21 protein-coding genes and 1 pseudogene are annotated in these 23,666 nt (G+C 43.9%); 12 read left to right on the top strand and 10 right to left on the bottom strand.

Annotated elements, in window-relative coordinates; all coding sequences use genetic code 11:
* Positions 1-185, top strand: a pseudogene (locus F891_RS17810) (IS982 family transposase); the annotation flags it as partial.
* On the opposite strand, the gene F891_RS03440 reads toward F891_RS17810, so the two are convergent.
* From F891_RS03440 to F891_RS03420, 5 genes are all read right to left on the bottom strand, one after another.
* Positions 172-513, bottom strand: a complete 342-nt coding sequence (locus F891_RS03440; protein WP_005262135.1) for a hypothetical protein — start codon at positions 511-513, stop codon at positions 172-174. The pseudogene F891_RS17810 and the gene F891_RS03440 sit on opposite strands and share 14 nt — an antisense overlap.
* Positions 514-581: 68 nt before the next feature.
* Positions 582-1,112: a gamma carbonic anhydrase family protein gene (locus F891_RS03435; protein ID WP_004646536.1), complete on the bottom strand. Its 531-nt coding sequence runs from the start codon at positions 1,110-1,112 to the stop codon at positions 582-584.
* A gap of 111 nt (positions 1,113-1,223) precedes the next feature.
* Positions 1,224-2,372, bottom strand: a complete 1,149-nt coding sequence (dacC, locus tag F891_RS03430; RefSeq protein ID WP_004646537.1) for a D-alanyl-D-alanine carboxypeptidase PBP5/6 — start codon at positions 2,370-2,372, stop codon at positions 1,224-1,226.
* Positions 2,373-2,500: 128 nt separating this feature from the next.
* Complete coding sequence (locus tag F891_RS03425; RefSeq protein WP_004646539.1) at positions 2,501-2,881, bottom strand: MCR_0457 family protein; 381 nt, start codon at positions 2,879-2,881, stop codon at positions 2,501-2,503.
* Positions 2,882-3,042: 161 nt separating this feature from the next.
* The gene (locus tag F891_RS03420) at positions 3,043-3,414 is read right to left on the bottom strand and encodes an MCR_0457 family protein (protein WP_005251317.1); all 372 of its coding nucleotides are present in this window, start codon (positions 3,412-3,414) and stop codon (positions 3,043-3,045) included.
* A gap of 111 nt (positions 3,415-3,525) precedes the next feature.
* On the opposite strand from F891_RS03420, the gene surE reads away from it, so the two are divergent.
* The 3 genes from surE to F891_RS03405 all read left to right on the top strand — a co-directional run bounded on the left by surE (position 3,526) and on the right by F891_RS03405 (position 6,260).
* Positions 3,526-4,314, top strand: a complete 789-nt coding sequence (gene surE, locus F891_RS03415) for a 5'/3'-nucleotidase SurE (RefSeq protein ID WP_005251318.1) — start codon at positions 3,526-3,528, stop codon at positions 4,312-4,314.
* Positions 4,315-4,408: 94 nt separating this feature from the next.
* On the top strand, positions 4,409-5,239 hold the full coding sequence (locus tag F891_RS03410) for a peptidoglycan DD-metalloendopeptidase family protein (protein WP_005104583.1): 831 nt from the start codon (positions 4,409-4,411) through the stop codon (positions 5,237-5,239).
* Between the two features lie 91 nt (positions 5,240-5,330).
* Positions 5,331-6,260, top strand: a complete 930-nt coding sequence (locus tag F891_RS03405; protein ID WP_004279736.1) for a LysR family transcriptional regulator — start codon at positions 5,331-5,333, stop codon at positions 6,258-6,260.
* 59 nt (positions 6,261-6,319) lie between these two features.
* Here the strand turns inward: F891_RS03405 and F891_RS03400 are convergent, their stop codons facing one another.
* Positions 6,320-7,531, bottom strand: a complete 1,212-nt coding sequence (locus F891_RS03400) for an aspartate aminotransferase family protein (protein WP_005251319.1) — start codon at positions 7,529-7,531, stop codon at positions 6,320-6,322.
* 160 nt (positions 7,532-7,691) lie between these two features.
* Here F891_RS03400 and grxD point away from each other — a divergent pair, with 160 nt between their 5' ends.
* Positions 7,692-8,033 (top strand): Grx4 family monothiol glutaredoxin, encoded by a 342-nt coding sequence (gene grxD / locus F891_RS03395; protein WP_004279738.1) that lies wholly within the window; start codon positions 7,692-7,694, stop codon positions 8,031-8,033.
* Between the two features lie 90 nt (positions 8,034-8,123).
* On the opposite strand, the gene F891_RS03390 is transcribed toward grxD, so the two are convergent.
* A complete protein-coding gene (locus tag F891_RS03390; RefSeq protein ID WP_005262133.1) occupies positions 8,124-10,751 on the bottom strand; it encodes a Lon protease family protein in 2,628 nt (875 codons plus the stop codon).
* A 198-nt stretch (positions 10,752-10,949) separates the two neighbouring features.
* On the opposite strand from F891_RS03390, the gene F891_RS03385 reads away from it, so the two are divergent.
* The 4 genes from F891_RS03385 (at position 10,950) to rpmE (ending at position 15,066) form a co-directional block, all read left to right on the top strand.
* Positions 10,950-13,118, top strand: a complete 2,169-nt coding sequence (locus F891_RS03385; RefSeq protein ID WP_005251321.1) for an AmpG family muropeptide MFS transporter — start codon at positions 10,950-10,952, stop codon at positions 13,116-13,118.
* Position 13,119: 1 nt separating this feature from the next.
* The gene (gene gloA, locus F891_RS03380; protein WP_004279741.1) at positions 13,120-13,521 is read left to right on the top strand and encodes a lactoylglutathione lyase; all 402 of its coding nucleotides are present in this window, start codon (positions 13,120-13,122) and stop codon (positions 13,519-13,521) included.
* A 144-nt stretch (positions 13,522-13,665) separates the two neighbouring features.
* Positions 13,666-14,646, top strand: coding sequence for a bile acid:sodium symporter family protein (locus tag F891_RS03375; protein ID WP_005262132.1), 981 nt, complete (start codon positions 13,666-13,668; stop codon positions 14,644-14,646).
* A 195-nt stretch (positions 14,647-14,841) separates the two neighbouring features.
* Positions 14,842-15,066, top strand: coding sequence for a 50S ribosomal protein L31 (rpmE, locus tag F891_RS17215; RefSeq protein ID WP_004279743.1), 225 nt, complete (start codon positions 14,842-14,844; stop codon positions 15,064-15,066).
* A gap of 98 nt (positions 15,067-15,164) precedes the next feature.
* Here the strand turns inward: rpmE and F891_RS03370 are convergent, their stop codons facing one another.
* Genes F891_RS03370 through epmB form a run of 3 tightly spaced genes read right to left on the bottom strand, consistent with a single transcriptional unit; the run spans position 15,165 to position 20,089 of the window.
* A complete protein-coding gene (locus F891_RS03370; RefSeq protein ID WP_005262131.1) occupies positions 15,165-17,330 on the bottom strand; it encodes an EAL domain-containing protein in 2,166 nt (721 codons plus the stop codon).
* Positions 17,312-19,057, bottom strand: a complete 1,746-nt coding sequence (locus F891_RS03365) for a hypothetical protein (RefSeq protein ID WP_005262130.1) — start codon at positions 19,055-19,057, stop codon at positions 17,312-17,314. The genes F891_RS03370 and F891_RS03365 overlap by 19 nt, the downstream gene beginning before the upstream one ends.
* A 9-nt stretch (positions 19,058-19,066) precedes the next feature.
* Positions 19,067-20,089 carry an EF-P beta-lysylation protein EpmB gene (gene epmB, locus F891_RS03360; protein ID WP_005251335.1) on the bottom strand — a complete coding sequence of 341 codons (1,023 nt, stop codon included), beginning with the start codon at positions 20,087-20,089 and terminating at the stop codon, positions 19,067-19,069.
* Positions 20,090-20,471: 382 nt separating this feature from the next.
* Here epmB and efp point away from each other — a divergent pair, with 382 nt between their 5' ends.
* The 3 genes from efp to F891_RS03345 all read left to right on the top strand — a co-directional run bounded on the left by efp (position 20,472) and on the right by F891_RS03345 (position 23,625).
* Positions 20,472-21,041, top strand: coding sequence for an elongation factor P (gene efp / locus F891_RS03355; RefSeq protein ID WP_004279747.1), 570 nt, complete (start codon positions 20,472-20,474; stop codon positions 21,039-21,041).
* Between the two features lie 171 nt (positions 21,042-21,212).
* Positions 21,213-23,312 carry a carbon starvation CstA family protein gene (locus F891_RS03350; protein ID WP_004646549.1) on the top strand — a complete coding sequence of 700 codons (2,100 nt, stop codon included), beginning with the start codon at positions 21,213-21,215 and terminating at the stop codon, positions 23,310-23,312.
* A gap of 7 nt (positions 23,313-23,319) precedes the next feature.
* On the top strand, positions 23,320-23,625 hold the full coding sequence (locus F891_RS03345) for a YbdD/YjiX family protein (RefSeq protein WP_171057013.1): 306 nt from the start codon (positions 23,320-23,322) through the stop codon (positions 23,623-23,625).
* Positions 23,626-23,666 lie beyond the last annotated feature (41 nt).

Below are 23,666 nucleotides of genomic sequence, written 5' to 3'. Positions count from 1 at the left end.
GAAAGATTGAAACAGTGATTGGTCAATTAACAGATCGCTTTCACATTCAGAAAGTGAGGGCAAAAGATCTATGGCATTTAACCCACCGCATAACTCGTAAAATTCTGTCGCATACAATTTGTGTGGTGCTAAATAAAAAGCTTGGTCATTCACCAATTCAATTCGAAAATCTTATTTTAAGTTGAGATTGGCGTATAAGTTATTTAAATGTACTTCAAAATAATTTATATTTTCCTTGAGTATGACGGCAGCCTCTAAAGCATTTCTGAGATCATTTTTTTCGAGTTGAATGTTATATTGTACCTTCCAAGAAATAAAACCAATGATGGCAACTATAGGTGTTATTACATAAGCAGTGGTTGTAATAATTGTGTTAATTCCAGTCATACTGAAGCTACAAGATAAAGATTGTCCTTGACACACTGCTATGTACTGAAAAAATCCACATATGAATAAAATTATTATGTAGGTGAGTAGATAAAATCCCACATATTTTTCAATTTCTTTAAACATAAATATTCATATAGAGATAGATTTAATTTATTGTATCTAACGATCAAAAAATTTGGCAATTAAAACAGTTATTTATAATTCTCAGAAACTTTTACATAATTATGTGCAGAATACGGCAAGAACGCCATTTCTTTTTCAGTGAGCGGACGTGCTTTTTTTGCCGGGCTACCAACATAGAGCCAGCCACTTTCCAAAACTTTACCCGGTGGAACTAGCGTACCTGCACCAATCATCACATCATTCGGAATGATGACATCATCCAGAATAATGCTGTTAATCCCAATTAGTACACGATTACCAATCGTACAACCATGCAATGTCACATGATGGCCAATCGTGACATCTTCACCAATGATCAAAGGCGAACCATTCGGTTTATCGGCTTTTTTATGACTGACATGCAACATGGCATGATCCTGAACATTCGAATTTTTACCAATCCGGATTGAATTAACATCACCACGAATCACGGCAAAAGGCCAGACAGAAACATTTTCAGCCAAGACCACATCGCCGACCACGATTCCCATCGGATCGATATAACACGATTTATCAATTTCTGGAGTCGTGTCTAAATAAGAACGAATGTTTTGGCTCATGGTGATCTGCTCATTAAAAGTTTAAGGATCATGTGCATAGTATAAAATAAAAAGCACCCATCTGAATGAGTGCTTTGGTCTTAGTCCGGGACTAAAACAGTTTATTTAAACTTAGAACAAGTTTGAGAAGAACTGTTTAATGTGGTCGAGCATACGTGCGAAGAAACCAGCTTCTTCAACCGCGTTTAAAGCCACCAATGGTTTTTCTGAAATTACTTTACCATCCAGAGTCGCTACGTATTTACCTACGACCTGACCAGGCTGTAAAGGTGCAGTCAGTTTAGGTTGAACCACCAGCTGGGTTTTAATCGCATTAGCCTGACCTTTTGGCATGGTCACGTTAAAGTTTTCAGCAAGACCGATCTGAACTTCATCTTCCTTACCAAACCAGACTTTGGCTTTGGCAAGTACCTGTTTAGCAGGTTGAACATTTTTGGTTTCGAAGTTTGCATAACCCCAAGCCAGCAATTCACGTGTTTGTGTCGCACGTTCCTGCATGGTTGGTGCACCAAAAATCACTGAAATCAGACGCGTAGGACCGCGTTTTGATGAGGTGGTCAGACAATAACCAGCTTCATCAGTGTGGCCAGTTTTTAAACCATCTACACTCGGATCAGTATATAGCAGGGCATTACGGTTACCTTGCTTGATGCCATTAAAGGTAAATTCTTTTTCCGCATAAATCGGATAATACTTAGAACTGTCTTTAATGATGTGTTGTGCCAGCGTTGCCATATCTTTGGCAGTTGAATAATGACCTTCAGCTGGCATACCGGTTGAATTGATAAAGCTGGTATTGGTCATGCCAATACGTTTAGCTTCCTGGTTCATCATATGTGCAAAGGTACCCTCGTTCCCTGCAATATGTTCAGCCATGGCTTTCGATGCATCATTCCCTGATTGAATAATAATCCCGCGAAGCATTTCAAGTGCAGTTGCCGTACCATTTAAAGGTACATACATACATGATTCCGCGCTACTGCCGCGACACCATGCTGACTCGTTCATGCGCACTTGTTCATCTTCAGTGAGTTCACCGCTCAATAGTTTTTGTTCGATGATGTAGCTGGTCATCATCTTGGTCATTGAAGCAGGGGCTAATTTTTCATTTTCATTTTTTGAAGCGAGAAGTTGCCCTGTCTCGTAGTCCATTAGCACATAGGATTTATTATTCAATTCTGGTGGTGCAGATAGGACAGTTGCTGCAAAGCTAAAACTAGGAACTAATAATAATGCAGCAAGGGCAGTTTTTTGGGTCATTTCTAGTGGGTTCCTATATCTTGATGTAAGCACGAAGAGCCTAGCATTTTAGGACAAAGCTAGGCTGACTTCTATGGGAAACCCGGTCTTATTTCAAAAGTATTGTAAGTTATCGGCAGAAAAGCAGCTTAATTGTTATAGGTGGTTAATTCATTACAAATCACCTGATTTTTTTTCTTGCCGGCTTTCTTGGCATCCGATTGTGCTTCGGACAGAATATTGCGGAAATCGTTCTGTTTAGCCATCTGGTTTAAGCTTTCAACCGGATTACGCTGGCCCGGCATATACTCAGTCACCAGCTTGGTATAACCCTGATTAAACTGTGACTTGTCTTTGACCATGCTTGGACAGATTTCTGAAAGAACATAAATGGCTGCCAGTTCCTGTTTGGTCACTTGCTGAGTTGGGGTAACATTAATGTTTTCATCGGCTGCAAATGCAGAAGTTCCCAAAAGAGTGGCGGCAGAAATTGCGCAGAATGTTAAAGCTTGGAATATTGGATTTTTCATTGAAAACTCAAAAAATGGATTTAGAACAATAATTTGCCTAGCTTAAACTTATTTTTGAAATTGAAAAGTGGGAAAATGTAGCGAAGCTGTAGAATTATGAATAAATCTGTAAGAGAAAATAAGACGATGTTTACACCGTCTTATTTGAAAATTTAGCTGGCTTAGCCTTGGTAGTTCAGCATTTCTTCACAGACAGTTTTCTGCTCGTCTGAGCTGGTTTGCTTTGCACCCTGACGTGCTTCTTCAAGTAAAGATTTATATTCACTGTCTGCCTGTAGCTTTTGATAGCTCATGCCTTTATCTGAGTAGTCTGCAAGATAAGACTGGATCAATTGTTCAACGGTGCTGTTAAATTTTGGATTTTGACCAATGATTGCCGGGCAAACTTCAGCCATAACCTGTGCTGATGCAATATCTTCTTTTACAATGGTATTGTTTTCTTCAACAGTCAGATCGTTTGCCATGACTGAAGGGGAAATAAATGCTGCCAAGCTTAAAGTGAGAGCGCTAAGTAAAGAGAATTTTTTAATCATCTTGAGCCACATATTATAAAGATGGATGTCGAGCAATAAATATATATAATTCCTGCACTAATACAATGAAATGTCCTAGTCAGTCATTTTTTAGCGTAACGAGATTTTTTAGTGAATATTTTAGTTTCAAATGATGATGGGGTGTTTGCACCCGGTATTCAGGCTTTGGCGCAAGCGCTAAAGCCTTTGGGGCGAGTGGTGATTGTGGCACCGGAAAGTGAACGCAGTGGCTTTTCTAGTGCCTTAACTTTGGACCGCCCTTTACGCCCAATCCAGATTTCTCCTGATGTCTGGGCGGTTAATGGGACGCCGGCAGATTGCGTTTACTTGGCTATGAACGGGCTATTTGATTTTGAATTTGACCTAGTGGTTAGCGGGATAAATAGCGGCGCAAATCTGGGAGATGATATCTTGTATTCCGGTACAGTCGGGGCGGCCTTTGAAGGTCGTTTAACTAAACATCCTGCGATTGCCGTATCACTGAGTGGGCCGAATGTACGTGGCTATCAGCAGCCTCAGGATTATCAGTTGGCCGCCGAATGGGTGCATGATTTTATTGCTCGTGGTTTGCCTGTTCTGCCTGAGCGACATATTTTTAATATCAATATTCCAGATGTAACTGAATTGCAGGGTGAAAAAGTGACATATCAAAGTCGCCGCCGTCAGTCTAAACCGGTGACGAGTCATGTAGATCCGCGTGGTCGTCAGGTATTTTGGATTGGACTCTCGGGAGAAGCAGTCGCAGAACCTAAGCCGGGATTTAGCGAGATTGATTCAGACTTCTCTGCGGTCGCCAATGGCTATGTCAGTATTACCCCGATTCAGATGGATGCCACCAATTATGAGAGTTTGCGGAATTTGCAAACACAATTGGAAGAAAATGCGTCCTTAGTGTTATAACTTTGTGAAAAACTCGCGATTGCAAGTATATTGCCGTAAAACTTTGCTAATCTTAACGAAATTTTGCAACCGTATAGCATTAGAGAGGAAGATAATGTTCTTGGTGTTACCGAAATGTGTCGTAGCTTCGCCTGCAACCCTGATTAAAACCCTTGTTTTATCGACCGTTGTTATTTCTACAGGAGTAATTACCGGTTGTGCCACCAAACCCCAGGTGAATAATGCAACGCGTTATGCAACAGCTCCTGATTTCTATACGGTGCGTTCAGGAGATACATTGAGCGGGATTGCAGCACGTTATGGGCTGAACTATATCAGTGTCGCGGAGATGAATGATATCAGTGCGCCTTACCGGATTTATGTCGGACAATCAATCCGCCTGAAAAGCAATACTGCGCGCCGTAGCACCAGTACTCAGGCTATGACTCAGGCAGCGCCAATCCAGCGTCAAACAATTGCAGTGCCTACACCGGCACCGGTGACACCAGCAACCACAGTACAAACCACACCACGCGTCAATACATCTGCACCGGTTACGCCAGTATCTACGGCTGCAGGTTTACGTTGGGTAAAACCATCGAATGGTGCGATTCTTCAGCAATACAATTTAGCTTCTAATATCAAGGGCACCCGCTATAGTGGCAATGTCGGCGATCCGGTATTTGCAGCAGCAGACGGGCAGGTGGTGTATGCCGCTGATGGCCTGAAAGAATATGGCAATCTGGTGTTGGTGAAGCATATCAATGGCTATATCACCGCTTATGCACATAACAGTAAATTGAATGTGAAAAGTGGCCAAAATGTAACGGCTGGTCAAAAAATTGCAGAAATGGGATCGACTGGTACAAACCGTACCATGCTTGAGTTTCAGGTGCGCTTAGACGGCAAACCTATTAATCCTACTGCAGTTTTACCAAACAATTAAATAAATAATGCAAAGTGTAAATTTCGCCGTATAATACAATAAGTTGCTTTTATCAAATGATGAAGCACCTCATAAGTTTAGAGGGAAATTTATGTTAGATCAACTTCGAGCAATGGGTGTCTTTGCTTGCGTTGTGGAGAAGAACTCGTTTAGCGGTGCTGCCCGTGAATTAGGGATTACGACCAGCGCCGTCAGTCAACAAATTCGCTCATTAGAACACGATATGGAAGTCGTACTTCTAAATCGTTCGACGAGAAAATTAAGTCTGACCGAAGCGGGACAAGCTTTTTTCCATAGCTGTCAAGAAATGTTATCTGCTGCTGAGCGCGGTAAAGTCCGGATCAATGAGTTACGTGATGATCTCGTGGGTGAGCTGCGTATCGTTTCTTTGCCAGAATTATGCGCGAATCATGTGATTCCTGCACTTTCTCATTGGATAGCTGCACATCGCGGCTTGGCAGTACATTTAGAAACAAACAATCATGAGGTTGATTTGTTGGATGGGCGAGTTGATATCGCCCTAAGATTTGAACAGAAAAATGATGAGCATAATCTTCAGGTTGTGCCATTGATGCAGATTGAGCAAATTCTGGTGGCGACACCGAGTTATATTAATCAAAGCACCATTATTTCGAAACCTGATGATCTTAAAAATCATGAGGTCTTGCCTTTAACGCATCTTAAAAACCATCAGTATTATCATTTCCAACATGTGAATACTGCAGAAAAAGCCGAGTTTGAACTGAAATCCCGTTTCAGTACCAATAACGGTTTGGTTGCAAAATCGATGTGCTTGCAGGGTAATGGGATTGCCAAGGTTTTATATCTTGATGCTAAAAAGGATTTGCTTAACGGTACTTTAGTTGAAGTTCTGCCTGAATGGAGACTGCCATCGATTACACTGTATGCGGTTATTCCGAAACGTGAACAACAACCGACAAAAATTCTTCGTTGTCTTGATACCCTGAAACAATATTTTAGCCAGATCTCTGGCGGACGTATGTTACAAAACGCATCATAGAGTGCAGAATAATAAAAAAGCCGCTTTAGAGCGGCTTTTTTAATTTTTAGGCTAGGGCTTTATGCCAAATAAGCTTTGATCATTTTTACCAGACGTTCGATCAACTGGTCTGCCTGCTCCTGGGTAATATTCAGGGTAGGCAACAGACGAACGACATTGCCTGCAGTGACATTGATAATCATCTTGTATTCATTGCGTGCAATCGCAACCAGATCACCACATTCTTTTGGTAATTCAATCCCGATCATCAGACCGAAACCACGTACGATGACATTTTGATCTGCCAGTTTGTTGAGTAGCTGGTCAACGATATAAGCACCTTTTTCAGCCGCATTCGCGACGATATTTTCTTTTCGCATAATATCGAGAATGGTATAGACCACACGCGAACCCAGTGCTGTACCGCTATAGGTAGAACCGTGATTTCCAGCAGTTAATACACCGACGCCACGACCTTGGGTCATGACTGCACCAATCGGGAAGCCATTTCCTAAGCCTTTGGCTGTGGTCAGTACATCCGGAATAATATTGGTGTGCTGATAAGCAAAGTATTTACCGGTACGGCCATTACCAGTTTGCACTTCGTCCAGCATCATCAGCCAGTTATGCTGGTTGCAGATTTGGCGAATTTCTTCTAAATAGCTGAAACCTTGAGGTGCGGTATTCACACCGCCTTCACCCTGAATAGGCTCAATCAAAATCGCTACGATATCCGGATGATTGATTGCAGCTTCTTCAATTGCTTCGATATCACCAAAAGGTACACGAATAAAACCTTCAACCAGCGGGCCAAAACCTTCTTGCACTTTTTTATTGCCTGTAGCAGACAGGGTGGCCATGGTACGACCATGGAAAGACTGGTCAGCAACAATAATTTTTGGTGAAGCAATGCCTTGCATATGACCGAATTTACGTGCAATCTTGATTGCACCTTCATTTGATTCTGCGCCACTGTTGGAGAAAAATACTTCTTCCATACCTGCAACTTCAGCCAGTTTCTGTGCGGCAGCGGTTTGCCAAGGCACTTCAAACAGGTTGCTGGTATGAATCAGGGTCGCTGCCTGTTCAGCAATCGCTTCGGCAATGACTGGATGCGCATGGCCCAAACCGCATACCGCAATTCCGGTTAATGCATCTAAATACTCTGTACCATCTTCGGTATAAAGATATGCACCTCGTCCTCGGACAAAGCTGATCGGTTGACGGCCAAAAACAGGCATCAAATGAGACGGTTGATCAGTTTGTACCGGTGCGAGGGTAATATTATTCATGACTAACTCTTAACTGTTAGGTGGAAAGAAAAACTTATATAAGCAAAAACCCACTCAGATTTAAAGGGTAATTGTAAATAAAATTGGAATTATTGCTTTAGACATACTGTTTTGCCTGGATTTGGGTATAATGCGAGACAGATGAGTTGAGGATTTATCAATGACTGAACAAGCACGCGATACCGAAGCGTTAATTCGTGACCAAATTGCAAAACACGCAGTACTTCTTTACATGAAAGGCACACCGCAATTTCCACAATGTGGTTTTTCTGCACGTGCAGTAGAAGCACTCAGTCAAATTGGTCGTCCGTTTGCTTATGTAAACATTCTGGAAAACCAGGACATTCGCGCGATGTTACCACAAATCGCCAACTGGCCGACATTTCCACAGCTTTGGATCAATGGTGAGTTGATCGGTGGTAGTGATATCATGCTCGACATGTTCCAAAAAGGTGAATTAAAGCCTTTAGTTGAACAGTATAGCCCGGCAGCTGATGCTTAATTTTGTATTAAATTAAGTTCAGATGTGAAAAAGCGCTTCATTGAGAAGCGCTTTTTTTTATCTCTACTTTTGCTTAGGTCAAGGTTAGAGTTAATCCTCTGTCGCTGCATCCGGCTTTTCAACTGTCGAAGCATCAGCATCAACTTCAGTTTGTGGCTCGACGATTTGCTTCTTGTCTTTTTTCTTCTTCTTTTTTTTCTTTTTCTTCGGCACTTCGACCAGTTCGGCACCATCTTCAATCGCTTGCCAATAATCCAGCTGTGCCATCACTGCGGCATAGATTGAATTTTTGCTATAACGACCTTTTTTATCCAAGGTGCCGACAGGACGCGCCATCAGAATTTCCAGCGCCTGATCAATGGTATCAATCGCGTGAATATGGAACTGACCTTCTTCCACAGCAATGGTGACATCTTTACGCAGCATTAGATGTTGCATATTTTGACGTGGAATAATCACACCTTGTTTTCCGGTCAGACCTTGTAACTTGCAAGCATCAAAGAAACCTTCAATTTTGGCATTCACACCACCTACCGGTTGTACTTGTCCCAGCTGGTTCATGGAACCGGTAATGGCCCAGGATTGATCAATCGGTAACTGACTTATGGCAGACAGTAAGGCAGACAGTTCCGCGACTGTGGCACTGTCACCATCGACCTGGCCATAACTTTGTTCAAAGGCCAGTGCAGCAGAGAAATGCAAGGTCTGTTCACGACCAAAATGTGCTTTCAGGAAAGACGACATCAGCAACACGCCTTTAGCATGTAAAGAGCCACCGAGTTCGACACTGCGTTCGATATCCAGAATATCACCACCACCTTGATAAACCGAAGCAGTCAGTCGTGAAGGCAGACCAAATTCAACATCAGCATAATGAATGACGGACAGGGCATTGATTTGGCCCAGACGATGGCCGCGGGTTTCGATCAGTTGAGTACCACGAGTCAGATCTTGCCAATACAGTTCACGTAAATAGCCGAGACGATATTTGCGATGATCCAGGGCAGTATTGATATGTTTTTCTGACACCATCTTGTCGCCAGCCTGGAAGGCATGATGATGTGCTTCACGGATCAGATCACCCAGCGTCAGGGCATGTAATGACAATGAACTTTGATCTTCGGCCTGACGGCTGGAATCTGTGAGCAATGCCGCCAAAGCAGAACGGTCAAAAGGTAATAATTTATCCGATTGCACATAGTCGGCAATCAGCTGCATATAGGCCTGCTCGTTGTCGTCATTACGTTGTAATGTATCGGTAAAATCAGCACGGATTTTAAAGATGCTGCCCAGCTCTGGTTCAAGCTCTAAAATTTCATAATAAATTTCAGGCTCAGCCAGCAAGATGACCTTGATATTCAATGGAATCGAAGCAGGTTCAATCGAAATGCTGCCGGTTAACGTGATCATATGCTCAAGCGAGGACAATTTTAAATGCCCCGATTTAAGCGCGCGCTTCAAGCCTTGCCATGCATAGGGCTGTTCCAGCAATTGTTCCGCTTCCAGCATCAGGAAGCCACCGTTAGCCTTGTGCAAGGTACCTGAACGAATCAGGGTGAAGTCGGTGGTAATCGTGCCATTTTGGGTCAGTTGTTCCACATGACCCAAAAGGTTGTAATGCGTTGGAAAATCTTCAAAGATCACCGGTGCACCACTGTTCGGCTTATGGGTAATAATTACATTTGCCTGATAACGTGCCGGAACGCGGCTGAATAGTGCCGGAGTGAAGTCATCTTCTTCCTGTTCCAGCACGATTTCGACATTATTGATAATGTCTTCGGCATAATATTTCAGATAATGTTCCAGACCTTCCACATGTTTGAATTTCGCTAGAATCTGTTCGACTCGCGGCAAGACGACCTGCTTGGCGATATCGCGGTTCAGGATCTGTACGCGATCGCGTGCATCATCTTCCAGATCACCTAGGTGTAAACCCAAACGTTCCAGTTTCTTGTCCATATAGCGCATGTTAGAGGCTAGTTCGGCACGATCTTTGTTGCTTAATGCATTCAGATCTTCCTGAGACATTTCCTGCAATTTGTCATCAATCAGATGCACAGGGACAAAACAGTGCTCATCATGTCGCGAGATCAGCTTCAGATCCAGTTCTGCGCCTTCTTTGGTCAGTTCGATCAGTGCCTGCTGCTGTTCATCACCCGTTTCCTGGCGAATCATTTCAATGCGGTTATGATAGGTCTCTGCAGTAAAACGGCGCTCAAGCTGCTTGAGGATCGTTTGCCAGCTTTGATTCAACATGGCCTGGAATTTCGGCCCTTGACCTGAGGGCAGTTCTAGCGCAATCGGCTGACGCTGGTTCTGAAAGTTATTGACGAACACCCAGTCATTCGGGGTTTCCATAGTTTTGGCGTGCTGTTGCAGCAAACGCTTCACCATGGTGCGTTTTCCGAGTCCTGCGGTACCCACAGCAAAAATGTTATAGCCGGAATAAGGCAGGGCAATCCCGGCCTCAACTGAGGCGCGTGCGCGATCTTGGCCCAAAAAGTTATTCAGGGGCTTGATCCGTTTGGTTGACGCAGGAATTTTTTCTAGGTTTGGAATATGCGTCAGCTGGGTGGATGTTAACCGGGTATGGTCCAGAGTATTTTTAATTTCGCTTTGTTCAAATGCAGAGATAAGTAAATCTGAGCGGATTTTTTGTGGAGTTGTGCTGGTGTTGCTGGCAATAGAAGAATTAATTTGATCGAGTCTCTGGGTCACTGTTGAAAATCCAAAACGAAATATTACGTTGATGAGAGTTAAGGTATACAGATTTACTTGAAAAATTCAAGCCAACATGTCGCTTTTGCCAGAAAATAAAAAACCGGAAATGTGATAAATATATAAATCTTGTTGAAAGATACGCTATTACAGGATTGAATAGCAGCAATTGGTTTTTCTGCGGAAAATAATAAAGCAATGACAACACAAACGACGGGTTGGAAATCCGCATTTACAGCATTTTTAGATCGACGTGCATTGATCATGCTGTTCTTGGGATTTTCGGCTGGTGTGCCGATTCTTCTGATTTTTTCCAGTCTGTCTTTATGGTTAGGTGAGGCCGGAATCAGCAAAAGTGCAGTAACTTTCTTTAGCTGGGCCGCATTGGGCTATTCGTTTAAATTCGTCTGGGCACCGCTCATTGATGAACTTCCTGTCCCTTTTCTGACCAAGGCTCTGGGACGTCGTCGTGCCTGGTTGCTGATTGCGCAGATTCTGATTGTCTGTGCCATTTCCATTATGGCCTTTTCTGATCCGGCTTTGGGTGCAACACATTTACAGCAAATGGCGCTCGGTGCAGTCCTGCTTGGTTTCTCCGCAGCAACGCAGGATATTGTGATTGATGCCTACCGGATTGAACTGGCGGAAACCCAGATGCAGACCGTATTGGCCGCCACCTATAATGCCGGTTACCGGATCGGGATGATTGTCGCTGGTGCTGGTGCCTTGTTTCTGGCGGCCTATTTGGGAACTGCGAAAGGCAACTATATCTATGATGCCTGGAAATGGACCTATCTGGCGATGGCTGCTGTCATGCTGGTCGGTATTATCACCACACTGTCCATTCGGGAGCCGCAGGTTGACCGTGTGCGAAAACACTATGTGCGCAGTGATTATTTCCGTTTAGTCGCCGTATTTTTTGTTGCGGTGATCAGTTTTGTACTGAGCTATATCTATTCAGGCAATCTGGTGGACAGTATCAAGCAACAGTTTGCTATTGAAGATACCTTTGCCTTGTTCTGTTTTGAGGCCTTACGCTTTATTGGCTCAGGTGCTGTCGCATTTGCGATTGGTGCAAGCTTGGTAAAAATGGGTGCGGTTAACAGGCAGATGGCCTATGAAACCTGGGTCAATCCGGTTGCAGACTTCTTTAAACGTTATGGCTTGAAACTGGCATTGGTGTTGTTATTGCTGATCGGTTTTTATCGGGTCTCCGATATTATTGCCGGCGTCATTTCTAATGTGTTCTATCAGGACCTGAATTTCAGTAAAGAACAGATTGCCGAGGCAGTTAAAGTCTATGGAGTCATTTTCTCTTTAGTCGGTGGATTCCTTGGCGGGCTCTTGGCCCAGAAGATGAACATCATGAAACTGATGTTTGTTGGTGCTGTGCTGGCCTGTTCCACCAACCTGATTTTTATCGGCCTGGTCAAGTCTGGTGAAAAACTAGCAGCTGTCGAAGTCACGGTCGGTAATCAGGTTTATCAGGCAGAGACCGATGAAGTTGGTTACTGGAAGCTGGATATACCGAGTGCTGTGCTGGCGCAGAGCAAACAGCTACAAGTATCGGCTGCTTATCTGGATGGAGATGTTACTGATCAAGCCCCGGTACAGGTCAATATGCCGTATTTGACCACAGAACAGGGCAGCACCCAGTTACAGATCTTGCCGATCACCAGTGACAATAGCCTCACTGTAGCTGAACAGGACAAGACCATTGTAGTGCGCGGCCAGTATGTCGGTGAAGCACTGCAAGAAAATCAAAAGATTGTTTTACAAATCAATGATCAAAATATTGAGGCAAAACTGGAAAGTGAAGGCGTATTTACTGCCGCGCTTCCTGCACAACAACTGATTCAGTCACCTGCACATATTATCAGTGCCGTCTTGATGCAAGATGATCAGGCACTGCAGCAAACAACGCATGTTTATCAGGTCAATGATCAGCTGAGCAATACCCAGAATCTGGATGTCGATATTCAGCCCTTGGCAGTGGTGGATAGCAACAGTTCAGATACGGTCGAAGTCAGTGGCAAGGTGATTAAACCTTATAGCGACAAGTGGCTTTATTTTGCCATTATTGTCGATAATCTGGCCGCCGGGCTGGCTGGTGCTGCGTTTATTGCATTCTTGTCGAGCTTGACCAGTGTGTCATTTACCGCTGTTCAATATGCGATTTTTAGCTCACTCATGACCCTGACGCCTAAGATTTTAGGTGGATATTCGGGTACTATAGTCACCAATATCGGTTATCCGAATTTCTTCCTGATGACTACTCTGATTGGGATTCCGATCCTGATTCTGGTGGTCTGGGTCGCAAAACTGCTCGGTGAACACCAACAACAATCTGTACAGAAGGATGATTAATATGCGCATGCTACATACCATGTTACGTGTAGGCAATTTAGAACAATCTCTCAAGTTCTATACTGAAGTACTTGGCATGACTTTGCTTCGTAAGCGTGATTACGAAGAGGGCCGTTTTACCCTGGCTTTTGTCGGTTATGGCGATGAAGAGAATCACACCGTACTGGAATTGACCCATAACTGGGATACAGACAGCTATGAACTGGGCAATGCTTATGGTCATATCGCGATTGCAGTTGATGATGCTTACAAGGCTTGCGAAGAGATTAAAGCGCGTGGCGGTAATGTGGTGCGTGAAGCTGGCCCAATGAAAGGTGGCGTGACTGTAATTGCATTTGTAGAAGATCCAGATGGCTACAAGATCGAGCTGATCCAGCAAGACAACAATGCACGTAATAACTAAGTGTGACGTAGCGAGATATATGAAATGCATTCATGTATAGATGAAAATATTACATCAATCTGAGTGCATAGCATGGGCCCGGCATCTGTTAAGATAGCCGGGCATTTTTATATCAAACAATAAAATCTGAGGGATTATAGGGATATGCTTAAGTTCTTGGCATTGGATTGGTTTACGATACTGTTGTTTGTGATGGTTTTGCTGGCCAGTGTGCTGCCAGTTTCGGGGCAGGCGGCTGAAGTCTTTGGCTGGGTGACGACAGGAGCGATTGCCATCCTGTTTTTCCTGCACGGCGCCAAACTGTCTCGTGAAGCTGTGGTGCAAGGCATTATGCACTGGAAATTGCATACTTTAGTTTTTGCGCTAACTTTTGCCCTGTTTCCGATTCTCGGGCTTTTGGCCAAGCCGATTTTATTACCCATGCTCGGACAGGAACTATATTGGGGTTTCCTGTTTATGTGTTTCCTGCCATCCACCGTGCAGTCCTCGATCGCCTTTACTTCAGTGGCTCATGGCAATGTCGCCGGGGCGGTATGTAGTGCCTCTTTTTCCAATCTGATCGGTATGTTTATTACTCCATTATTGGTCGCATTTTTTATTCTCGGTCAATCTGATCATGGTTTTGATCCGACTTCATCGATTATCCAGATTACACTGCTGCTCTTGGTGCCGTTTATTTCAGGACAGATTCTGCGTCCCTGGATCTATCCGCAAATGATGAAAATGCCAAAAATCGTCAAGGTCTTCGATCAAGGCTCGATTTTACTGGTGGTGTATGGCGCTTTTAGTAGCGCCGTAGTGGCCGGGCTGTGGAATGAAGTGAGCCTGAGTACCTTGTTGCTGCTATTGCTGGCTTGCTCGGTGTTACTCACCATTGTGATGCTGTTATCACTTTATATTCCACGCTGGCTGGGCTTTAGCCGCGCTGACCAGAAAACGGCATTCTTTTGTGGTTCCAAGAAAACCCTGGCCAGTGGAGTGCCGATGGCGCAAATTTTATTTATTGGCCAGCCGCTGGGCATGATTGTCCTGCCGATCATGATTTTTCATCAGATTCAATTAATGGTCTGCGGGATTATTGCCAATCTGTGGGCCAAAGAGACTGGGTCAGAAGCTGAAGAATAATTCGCATATTAAATTCGTTTCACGTATAATAATGCCCACTTGTTGTGCTTAGCTCTGACGGTATCCGTCTCGGTGGGCCAAAAGAATGGTCTGTTGTGGTGTTGATCTGCATGAACGATGTTCCTGCTTCCTCAGTTGAGAGTGATCAATAGCGATGACAGCTAAACCTTCTTGAATCTAATGGAGTAATCGACGATGCGCGCCGATATTCACCCAAAATATGAAACTTTAGTTGCTACTTGTTCATGTGGTAACGTAATCGAAACTCGTTCAGCTCTTGGTAAAGAAACTCTTTATCTAGACGTATGTTCAGCTTGCCACCCATTCTACACTGGTAAGCAAAAGAACGTTGACACTGGCGGTCGTATCGACAAGTTCAAACAACGTTTTGCTGGTATGTCACGTTCTGTTAAACGTTAATATCCAAAATGAAAAAACGGGCTTTAAGCCCGTTTTTTTGTGCCTGCAATTCAGAAGATGATCATGCCACTTTCTAAGTTGCAGGTTTGTAGCAGCACTTAATGCTCTTGCACATCAATCAAATGATCGAGTTTTTTCTGGAAATAATTCCCCTGAATAAAGCGGGCATCCACGTTCCAGGCATTGGCGAACAATGTCATATCATTTAATTCACGGATCAGAATATTGAGTGGCTTGATTTCATTATAGCTGGTGATTTTTTCCTGTAACTGCTCAATCTCGGTATCTTTATTGAGCATATTGGTTAAGCTCGAATGTAAGCTGACACCATCCAGTTCCAGTTCGCGCAGTAAATTTTGACTGTACATGGATTGACCAAAATCACGCAGTGCAATCAGTGCGCCATGTTCATACAGCACGCGTAGATATTTTTGTGCATCTTGTTGATTCAGTAAAATATCTTCTTCTGAGAATTGCAAGATTAGCGGATGCTTCACTTTACTGCGAATAATCGTAATCAGCTTGGAAATAAATTCCGGGAAGGTGCGGTCTTTAAATAGTACGGCACGGTTCAAATTGACAATTAAGCTTGCATCAGGATACTGGGTAATAAAGTTGTGTAGCTGTTTACTGGCTTCAACCAGAATCCAGCGATCCAGTTTAATGGACAGTTCATCATCTTCATGAAGTTCTAAAAGGCTAGAAATATCCTGCCATTTATTCTCAAAAATAAAGCCACTGGTCACTTCATAGGTATATAAACGCGTATCTTCTTTATCATAGAGTTGTTGATATTTTAAATGAATCTCACCACGTTCTAGACATTCACTTAAGGCTTTCAAAATAGAAGGTGTAGCGCTAGGAATAGACGTGACTGCTGGACTGACGGCTGCCAATGTTGGGCTGGCAACTGGTGTTTCAGCAACACTGAAATCTATACTCGGCATTTCTACCGCAACCGGACTGCTCAGTGACGCAGGAATATCGAGTTTAAATTCAGCTACAGCTTCTGCTTGAGGTAAAGATGTAGAGAATGCCTGTCCAATCAGCGTATTGCAGTGCATTTCATCCTGCAGGCCCTGTTCAAGCATGACATAGCCCAAGCGCAAATTTAGAGGGAAGGTTTTTTGTCCCACTGTAATGAGTTGCGGTTTGCTTAAGGCATTTAAACTGATCAGTTTGGATTCAAGAATTGCTTTGGAATCTGCCTGTAACATACCTACAACAACATCATATTCCAGTTTAAACAGGGAAATATGGGTCTGTTCCATGAGGAACTCTTTGACTGCTTCAAAGTAGCCACTAAAAGTAGTCCAGTCAGACTGCAGAAGCTCAGGATCATAAGCGCTAAGAGAGAAAGTCACCAAGGCATTTACTGGTGCAGGCTGCTTATTGAGTTCACGCTTAAGTGAATGAAAAACGCTTGGTTTTCCAGGAGTCTTATTGGAGGAAACCGTTTGAGATTGGGTATCAATGCTAATTTGTACCGCATCTTCTTCAGCAGTGGAAGGCAAGAATTCCAGTTTTAATGGGTTAGATGCGGATACATGCGGATTCAGAGACTGAATCTCGACTCGACCTAAATCAAACTGACCCTGAGAAATCTTTTTGAAACGGGTTTTAAAATCATTCAAATCTGAAGGCTGGAGCAGATCCAGAAGCGGTAGGCCAATGATTTCGTCTTCATTTTGCAAGCCAAACAGTTTCAGGTAGTCCGCATTGGCCTGAATATGAATCCCTTCCTGAATGGTGGCAACAGCACGGTTGCTGTCGTCTACTAAAGATTGTGCCTGAATTTGTGCTGTTTCCAGCTCAGTCATTAAATGTTGCTGAGATTGTGACAAACGGCTAAATGACAATGCTCGGACCAGTCCCACATAAAAGCGTTCCAAGTAGTCGAAGTTGAGAATGTCATATACCCCTTTACGGATATATTGCGCATACTGTTCAGCCTGATAATTATCCGGTTTAAGCAAAATCATCGGAAGGTCAGGTTGCTGCGAAAGACGCACGATCCCTAAGGCCTGTTCGTATTTCAGATCGTAGGCACGCCCAAAAATAAGCAGATCCCATTTGAAATTCAGCTGTTTTTCAAAAGACTGCAGATCATCCAGCAGCACAGCATCGACCTGATAATCATGACTGGTCAGAAGATCACGGATTTGGTTATATCTAATTTGATTATCATCAATAATCAGTAAACGTGTTTCAGTACGTTTTAACTTTTTAGACAATAATGGATTTCTCACTTCAATGCTTCCCATAAATCATGATTTCTGCTTTCATTCATGTGCTGATCGATAAAGTTTTCGATCATCTCTTCTTCCTGATCATTGAGTAATTCATAATCAAAACGGATGAAACTCTGCGTAATCAGTTGTGCTTTGGTCAGATAGATTTTGATTTCTTCCTGACCAAGACGTAAATGAATGGTTTGTTTTTCCCTAAACATCTGTGAACCAGAGACAATCAGGCTGGTCGAGACCTGATTCAGTTGCGTCATTTTCACCAACAGGGCAGGCTGATAGTTGACATGATGACGTTCGGTACGGGTATAAGCTGCACAAGGAAAGAGCTCTTGTGCCAAAATTTCCAGCCCGATTTCTAGGCTCTTATCCGTTGACTGCTTGATCCAGCGAATCACACCGCCACGCCACTGACTCTGGGTTTTTTCCTGAACCAGAATGAATTCACCGGTTTTCAGGTTAGCCGGGGTAATACCAGTCCATTTAATCCGGTAACCATTGACACTGATATCCAGAACTTCAGCGCTATGGATCTGTTTGGTTTCTCGATCGAGCGCCTTGATGCTGCTAAAACTACTTGGAATGGCGTTTTCCATCGAGCTGACAAAACTGCTTTCGCTCTGGAAATTATAATTGGCATCGAGTTCCAGGGTTTCATTGAAGTTTTTACCTTTAGACAGGTAAAAATGCGCCACGCTCAAGCCAAAGCAGATATTGATCTGTGCTGAATATTCATAACGTTCATGACGACGCTCGACATTGTTCGAGAGCAGATTGTAGATATGAAAATGCAGTGCAGGGGTCAGGAACAGTTTTTCATTCCGCGACAGATACTGGGCATTTTTGCTTTGAGTACCTGTTAAATGATCCATCAGGTTCTGAGTGGAAATATAGAAGCTCGGCTGAAACTGTGGCTCTTGATGGGAATTAAAGATTGGCGGATGATCTTTGCTGGCATCGACCACATAACGGGACAGCGTGGTTTCCTTCGGCAGGATCTGTACCAGTTTGGCCCAGTCAAAACTGCATAGATACAGGCCCTGAATTTCTGCAGGCCGGATCTGATGAGTATTGAAGATATCCAGTAAAATCAGCTGTGCATAGGCATGTGCAATGTTCTGGATATCATGCTGGGTGCCTAATACCTGATTGATATTGCTTTGATAGAAATTGTTGTCTATTGCACATTCAAGCAGTTGATGGGCAGCCAGCCATTGTCCCAGACCCGGCGTGCTATACAGCATATGTTGTTGATATAACAGAAGTGTGAGTTGTTGCAGGGCATAATAAATCGATACCATCCGGGCAGTTTGAATGCTCTTCTTTTTGCCTAGAGAAAATAGCGAAAACTTCTGATGCGTCAGCTGATGATTACAGCGTTTGACGATATCGATATAAATTTTGGCAAAATGACTGCGCAGCAGCATGGCCAGTTCAATGATCTGGTCATTCCGGTCGGAAGTGATCAGGCCCTGATTGACGAAATGCTTTTCCAGACTGGTCAGGACATTTTCAAGGGTGGGATGCAAGACCTGAATCAGGTCAAAGCGCAGGGTTTCTGGACATTTCAGCTCGGAAACTTCCAATAAGGCATTAAACAGGGATTTGGAGGAATTCCCCAGCTGTAGAATCGAAATCCCCGCAACCCATTCCTGCAAAGCCTTGGCAGTGGTTGGACAAAAGCTCAACTGCTCTCGTTTAAGTTCCGTCGGTGTCTGAAAAATGTCTGAAGTATGCGTGCTCATCTTTATTATTTAACTCAAAAATGTTGAAACCCCAAAAAGCGGTGTCTTATTCTTCTCGCCCGCTATTTCTCGAACCAGTTTAGGAACCAAATACCCCGGAAGGTTCGCTAAAACTTCTGTATAAATCTCATTAATATGGTCAGGCGCTAAATCAAAATGATGCGCACCTTTTACTTTATCAAGTACATGTAAATAATAAGGCATGACCCCGGCATCAAACAAGCGATAGCTTAAATCCACTAAAACCTGAGCAGAATCATTTACCCCGTTTAATAAAACCGCCTGATTCAGAACAGTGATCTGCTGTTGAACCAGTTGGTTTAAACGCTTGCAAGTGAAGTCATCCAGCTCCGATGCATGGTTTGAGTGTACCACCAGAATAATACGTAGCCTACTGTTTTTTAACATGCTAAGTAGCTCTTCGTCGACTCGGTTGGGGATCACAATAGGAACTCGTGAATGTATTCTTAAGAATTTGAGATGTGGTACTGATTCTAGTCGTTCAATCCAGGTTTTTAATTTCCGGTTCGATAAGGTCAGTGGATCACCGCCGCTCAGAATCACTTCATTAATATCGGGTTGGCTTTCCAGATATTGCTTGATATTTATCCAGTCTTCATTTTTAGGCAGATTTTCCTGATAGGGGAAATGCCGGCGGAAACAATAACGGCAATGTACAGCACAGGCACCAGTCAGTGTCAGCAAGAAACGGGATTTATATTTGTGCAGTACGCCGGGTTGCTGATTGGCCTGTTCTTCGCCCAAGGGGTCGGTAACAAATCCTGGATGTTCTTCCAGTTCCAGATGATGGGGCAGCACTTGTAAAAGCAATGGGTCTAAAGGGTTTCCGGTCTGCATTTTGCCCACAAAAGCACGTGGTACCCGCAGTTTAAACTGTTCAGAAGCTAAAATGGCGCCTGAGAGCAGTTGCTCTGGTGCAAGTTGCAGTACTTCAAGCAATTCGCGTGGATCAGTGATCAGGTCGCTGAGCTGTGATTGCCAGTTTTGTTCTTGATATAAATAGTTCGTCATGCCGGAAGATTAACAATAATAAGTGAGAGGACAAAGCCTGATGGGCGCAGTTTAACAGTTTGTGCGGAAGCGCAATAATCCACTGCGCTATAAAATAAAGAGTGATTAAGCTATGCTGATCTTCGTGCTCGCCTGATGGTATTTTAACGTTGAGCAAGACATGAATAAACAAAGGATTTTCATGTCTGATTGTAACTTAAACAGCCTGAGTGGGTGAAAGCGGATTTTTTCATTGCGGCAAAGTGTATTGCTCATTTAGAATACGCAACATCAAATGAATGTGCATGTGGCAACTCAATGTTCGTGTCAGACTTGCTAAATGACATCGCAACAGCCCATAGCATCAATAGATTAAAGTTAGTAAGTTTGGAGTGCGCCAGTCATGGCCTATTATTCTACGAATGATTTCAAGTCAGGCCTTAAGGTTATGCTTGATGGCAACCCATGTTCAATCATGGAAAACGAATACGTAAAACCAGGTAAAGGCCAAGCTTTTAACCGCGTAAAATTACGTAACCTTAAATCAGGTAAAGTTCTGGAAAAAACTTTCAAATCAGGCGAGAACCTAGAAGCGGCTGATATCGTTGAAGTAGAAATGGAATACTTGTACAACGATGGCGAAATGTGGAACTTCATGGATCCTGTTACCTTTGAACAGATCGCAGCTGATAAAACAGCAATGAGCGATGCTGCAAAATGGTTAAAAGACGATTCAAATGAAAAATGTACTATCATGTTGTTCAATGGCGTGCCTTTAAACGTGACTCCACCGAACTTCGTCGTACTTAAAATCGTTGAAACTGATCCAGGTGTTCGTGGTGATACTTCTGGCGGTGGCGGTAAGCCAGCGAAACTTGAAACAGGTGCTGTAGTACGTGTTCCATTATTCGTACAGCAAGAAGAAAGCGTTCGTGTAGATACCCGTACTGGTGACTATTTAGAACGTGCATAATGGTTTGAAAATAGACTATTATCGAGAGGGATGATTTAAATCATCCCTTTTTTTATGCCAAAGTCGTAGAGGAAAAGCAAAAGAACAGGCGTAAAGTCGCAAGGGAAAACAGCAGTACCTCGAACAACAACAATCACGCTGATTTGTATGCATCACAATATGAGGGATTGAATGGAAACTTTACAAAAGAAGTCGACGCTGACTTCGAAAATGATTTGGCTTTTGGTAGCCATTGTGGGTGCAGTCTCTTTCGGAGTTCTGGCACTGAGTCGGGGTGAGCATGTCAATGCAGTCTGGCTGGTACTTGCCGCCGCCTGTGTCTATAGCATTGCTTACCGTTTCTACAGTTTATTTATTGCCACCAAAGTATTTGAGCTGAATGAACGCCGTTTAACGCCTGCGCATCGTCTGGCCGATGGTCTGGACTATGTGCCGACCAATAAAAGCGTTCTATTTGGCCATCACTTTGCAGCGATTGCCGGTGCAGGTCCTTTAGTCGGTCCGATCCTGGCAGCGCAGATGGGCTATTTACCTGGGACGATCTGGCTACTGGTCGGTGTGGTGCTGGCAGGTGCGGTACAAGACTTCCTGGTACTGTTTATTTCCACCCGTCGTGACGGTCGATCACTTGGTGAGATGGCTAAGCAGGAACTCGGAACCTTTGCCGGTATTATCGTGATGCTCGGTGCCTTGGGCGTGATGATCATCATTCTGGCAGTATTGGCGCTAGTCGTTGTTAAAGCACTGACTAACAGTCCATGGGGTGTATTCAGTATTGCAGCCACCATTCCGATTGCGATCTTTATGGGCATCTACATGCGTTTTATCCGCCCGGGTAAAATTGCTGAAGTCTCGATTATTGGTTTTGTCTTGATGATGCTGGGCATTATCTACGGTGAAAACATCGCACAACATCCATATTGGGGGCCATTCTTTACACTTTCTGGCACTGAACTGACTTGGGCGCTGATCATTTATGGCTTCATTGCGTCGGTATTGCCAGTCTGGCTATTGCTTGCTCCACGTGATTATCTGTCGACCTTCCTGAAAATTGGCGTGATTGCAGGTTTGGCCGTGGGTATCCTGTTTGCCATGCCTGAAATGAAACTGCCAGCGATTACCAAATTCATTGATGGGACTGGTCCTGTATTCGCAGGTTCTATGTTCCCATTCCTGTTCATTACTATTGCGTGTGGTGCGATTTCCGGTTTCCATGCCTTGGTATCTTCGGGGACGACACCGAAACTGGTCAACAATGAACGCGATATCCGCATGATCGGTTACGGCGGTATGTTGATGGAATCTTTTGTGGCGATCATGGCCTTGATCTGTGCTGCAATTCTGGATCCAGGAATTTACTTTGCCATTAACTCACCAGCCGCATTACTCGGTACTACAGCCGAAAGTGCAGCAGAAGCAGTACGAACCCTTGGTTTTGTGGTAACGCCTGAAGCCTTGACCTTACTGGCACAAGAAGTCGGTGAAAACTCGATTTTGTCACGTACTGGTGGTGCGCCTACCTTTGCAATTGGTATGGCACATATCATCACTGAAATTTTCAACAGTCGTGAAATGATGGCATTCTGGTATCACTTTGCGATTCTGTTTGAAGCATTGTTTATCCTGACTGCTGTAGATGCTGGTACCCGTGCCTGTCGTTTCATGGTGCAGGATACCGTGGGTATCGTGATTCCTGCGGTGAAACAGTCGCATAACTTCTTCGGAAACCTATTGGGTACTGCGGTTGCAGTGGCAGGCTGGGGCTTCTTTGTGTATCAGGGCGTAGTCGATCCACTGGGCGGGATTAACAGCTTATGGCCACTGTTTGGTATTGGTAACCAGATTCTGGCTGCGATGGCACTCATTCTTGGTACCGTCATTCTGTTCAAGATGAAAAAACAGAAATATGTCTGGGTAACAATTATCCCAACAGTATTCCTGTTCATTACTTCCATGACAGCAGGCTGGCAGAAGATTTTCCATGAAAATCCAAAGATTGGTTTCCTTGCTCAAGCTGACCGTTTCAACACGGCAATTGCCAATAATGAAATCCTGGCGCCAGCGAAAACTATGGCTGAAATGCAGACGGTAGCGATGTCGAACCAGATCAATGCTGCACTTTGTGCTTTCTTCATGATTGTGGCTTTTGTGATGTTGTTCGCTGCGATTGGTGTGATTCGCCGTGCCTTGGCAAGTCCGGTACCGACCGTGCATGAGGCAGAAGCGATTTATCGTGATCCAGAAGAGATTCAGCCAGCGAAAGGTCATTAAGGAGAATATTATGAATCTGAAGTTTGCCAAAAGCGGGAAAACGATGATTTATAAAATCATCAAAATGACCGTGATGTCGCAGAAGGATTTGATCCTGAACCCGAAAAACTGGTCACGGATTGCAACCCTGTGGCAACGTTTGCAGCAAAGTTTCCGTTTGATGGTCGGTGTGCCAGATTATCAGACCTATGTGGAGCATATGCGCAAGCATCACCCGGATCTGGAACCCATGGATCCTAAGACTTTCTATCGCCATTGTGTAGATTCGCGTTATCCATCCGCGGGTAGTGGTATGAAGAAATGTCCATGTTAATGGTTAAGTAACAGCAAGCGCCTTTCGGGGCGCTTTTTTTC

This window comes from Acinetobacter sp. CIP 101966 (assembly GCF_000369725.1).
GTDB lineage: Bacteria > Pseudomonadota > Gammaproteobacteria > Pseudomonadales > Moraxellaceae > Acinetobacter > Acinetobacter lwoffii_Q.
The sequence above is the reverse complement of the archived record's forward strand: the minus strand, read 5'-3'. Positions and strand labels throughout refer to the sequence as shown.

Coding starts and splice junctions, on each gene's coding strand:
- F891_RS03425 (WP_004646539.1), bottom strand. CDS start 2,881: ATGAAAAATCCAATATTCCAAGCTTTAACATTCTGCGCAATTTCTGCC.
- F891_RS03420 (WP_005251317.1), bottom strand. CDS start 3,414: ATGATTAAAAAATTCTCTTTACTTAGCGCTCTCACTTTAAGCTTGGCA.
- F891_RS03410 (WP_005104583.1), top strand. CDS start 4,409: ATGTTCTTGGTGTTACCGAAATGTGTCGTAGCTTCGCCTGCAACCCTG.
- grxD (WP_004279738.1), top strand. CDS start 7,692: ATGACTGAACAAGCACGCGATACCGAAGCGTTAATTCGTGACCAAATT.
- F891_RS03370 (WP_005262131.1), bottom strand. CDS start 17,330: ATGGGAAGCATTGAAGTGAGAAATCCATTATTGTCTAAAAAGTTAAAA.
- F891_RS03385 (WP_005251321.1), top strand. CDS start 10,950: ATGACAACACAAACGACGGGTTGGAAATCCGCATTTACAGCATTTTTA.
- F891_RS03435 (WP_004646536.1), bottom strand. CDS start 1,112: ATGAGCCAAAACATTCGTTCTTATTTAGACACGACTCCAGAAATTGAT.
- F891_RS03405 (WP_004279736.1), top strand. CDS start 5,331: ATGTTAGATCAACTTCGAGCAATGGGTGTCTTTGCTTGCGTTGTGGAG.
- F891_RS03375 (WP_005262132.1), top strand. CDS start 13,666: ATGCTTAAGTTCTTGGCATTGGATTGGTTTACGATACTGTTGTTTGTG.
- F891_RS03400 (WP_005251319.1), bottom strand. CDS start 7,531: ATGAATAATATTACCCTCGCACCGGTACAAACTGATCAACCGTCTCAT.
- F891_RS03350 (WP_004646549.1), top strand. CDS start 21,213: ATGGAAACTTTACAAAAGAAGTCGACGCTGACTTCGAAAATGATTTGG.
- efp (WP_004279747.1), top strand. CDS start 20,472: ATGGCCTATTATTCTACGAATGATTTCAAGTCAGGCCTTAAGGTTATG.
- epmB (WP_005251335.1), bottom strand. CDS start 20,089: ATGACGAACTATTTATATCAAGAACAAAACTGGCAATCACAGCTCAGC.
- F891_RS03440 (WP_005262135.1), bottom strand. CDS start 513: ATGTTTAAAGAAATTGAAAAATATGTGGGATTTTATCTACTCACCTAC.
- F891_RS03365 (WP_005262130.1), bottom strand. CDS start 19,057: ATGAGCACGCATACTTCAGACATTTTTCAGACACCGACGGAACTTAAA.
- dacC (WP_004646537.1), bottom strand. CDS start 2,372: ATGACCCAAAAAACTGCCCTTGCTGCATTATTATTAGTTCCTAGTTTT.
- rpmE (WP_004279743.1), top strand. CDS start 14,842: ATGCGCGCCGATATTCACCCAAAATATGAAACTTTAGTTGCTACTTGT.
- gloA (WP_004279741.1), top strand. CDS start 13,120: ATGCGCATGCTACATACCATGTTACGTGTAGGCAATTTAGAACAATCT.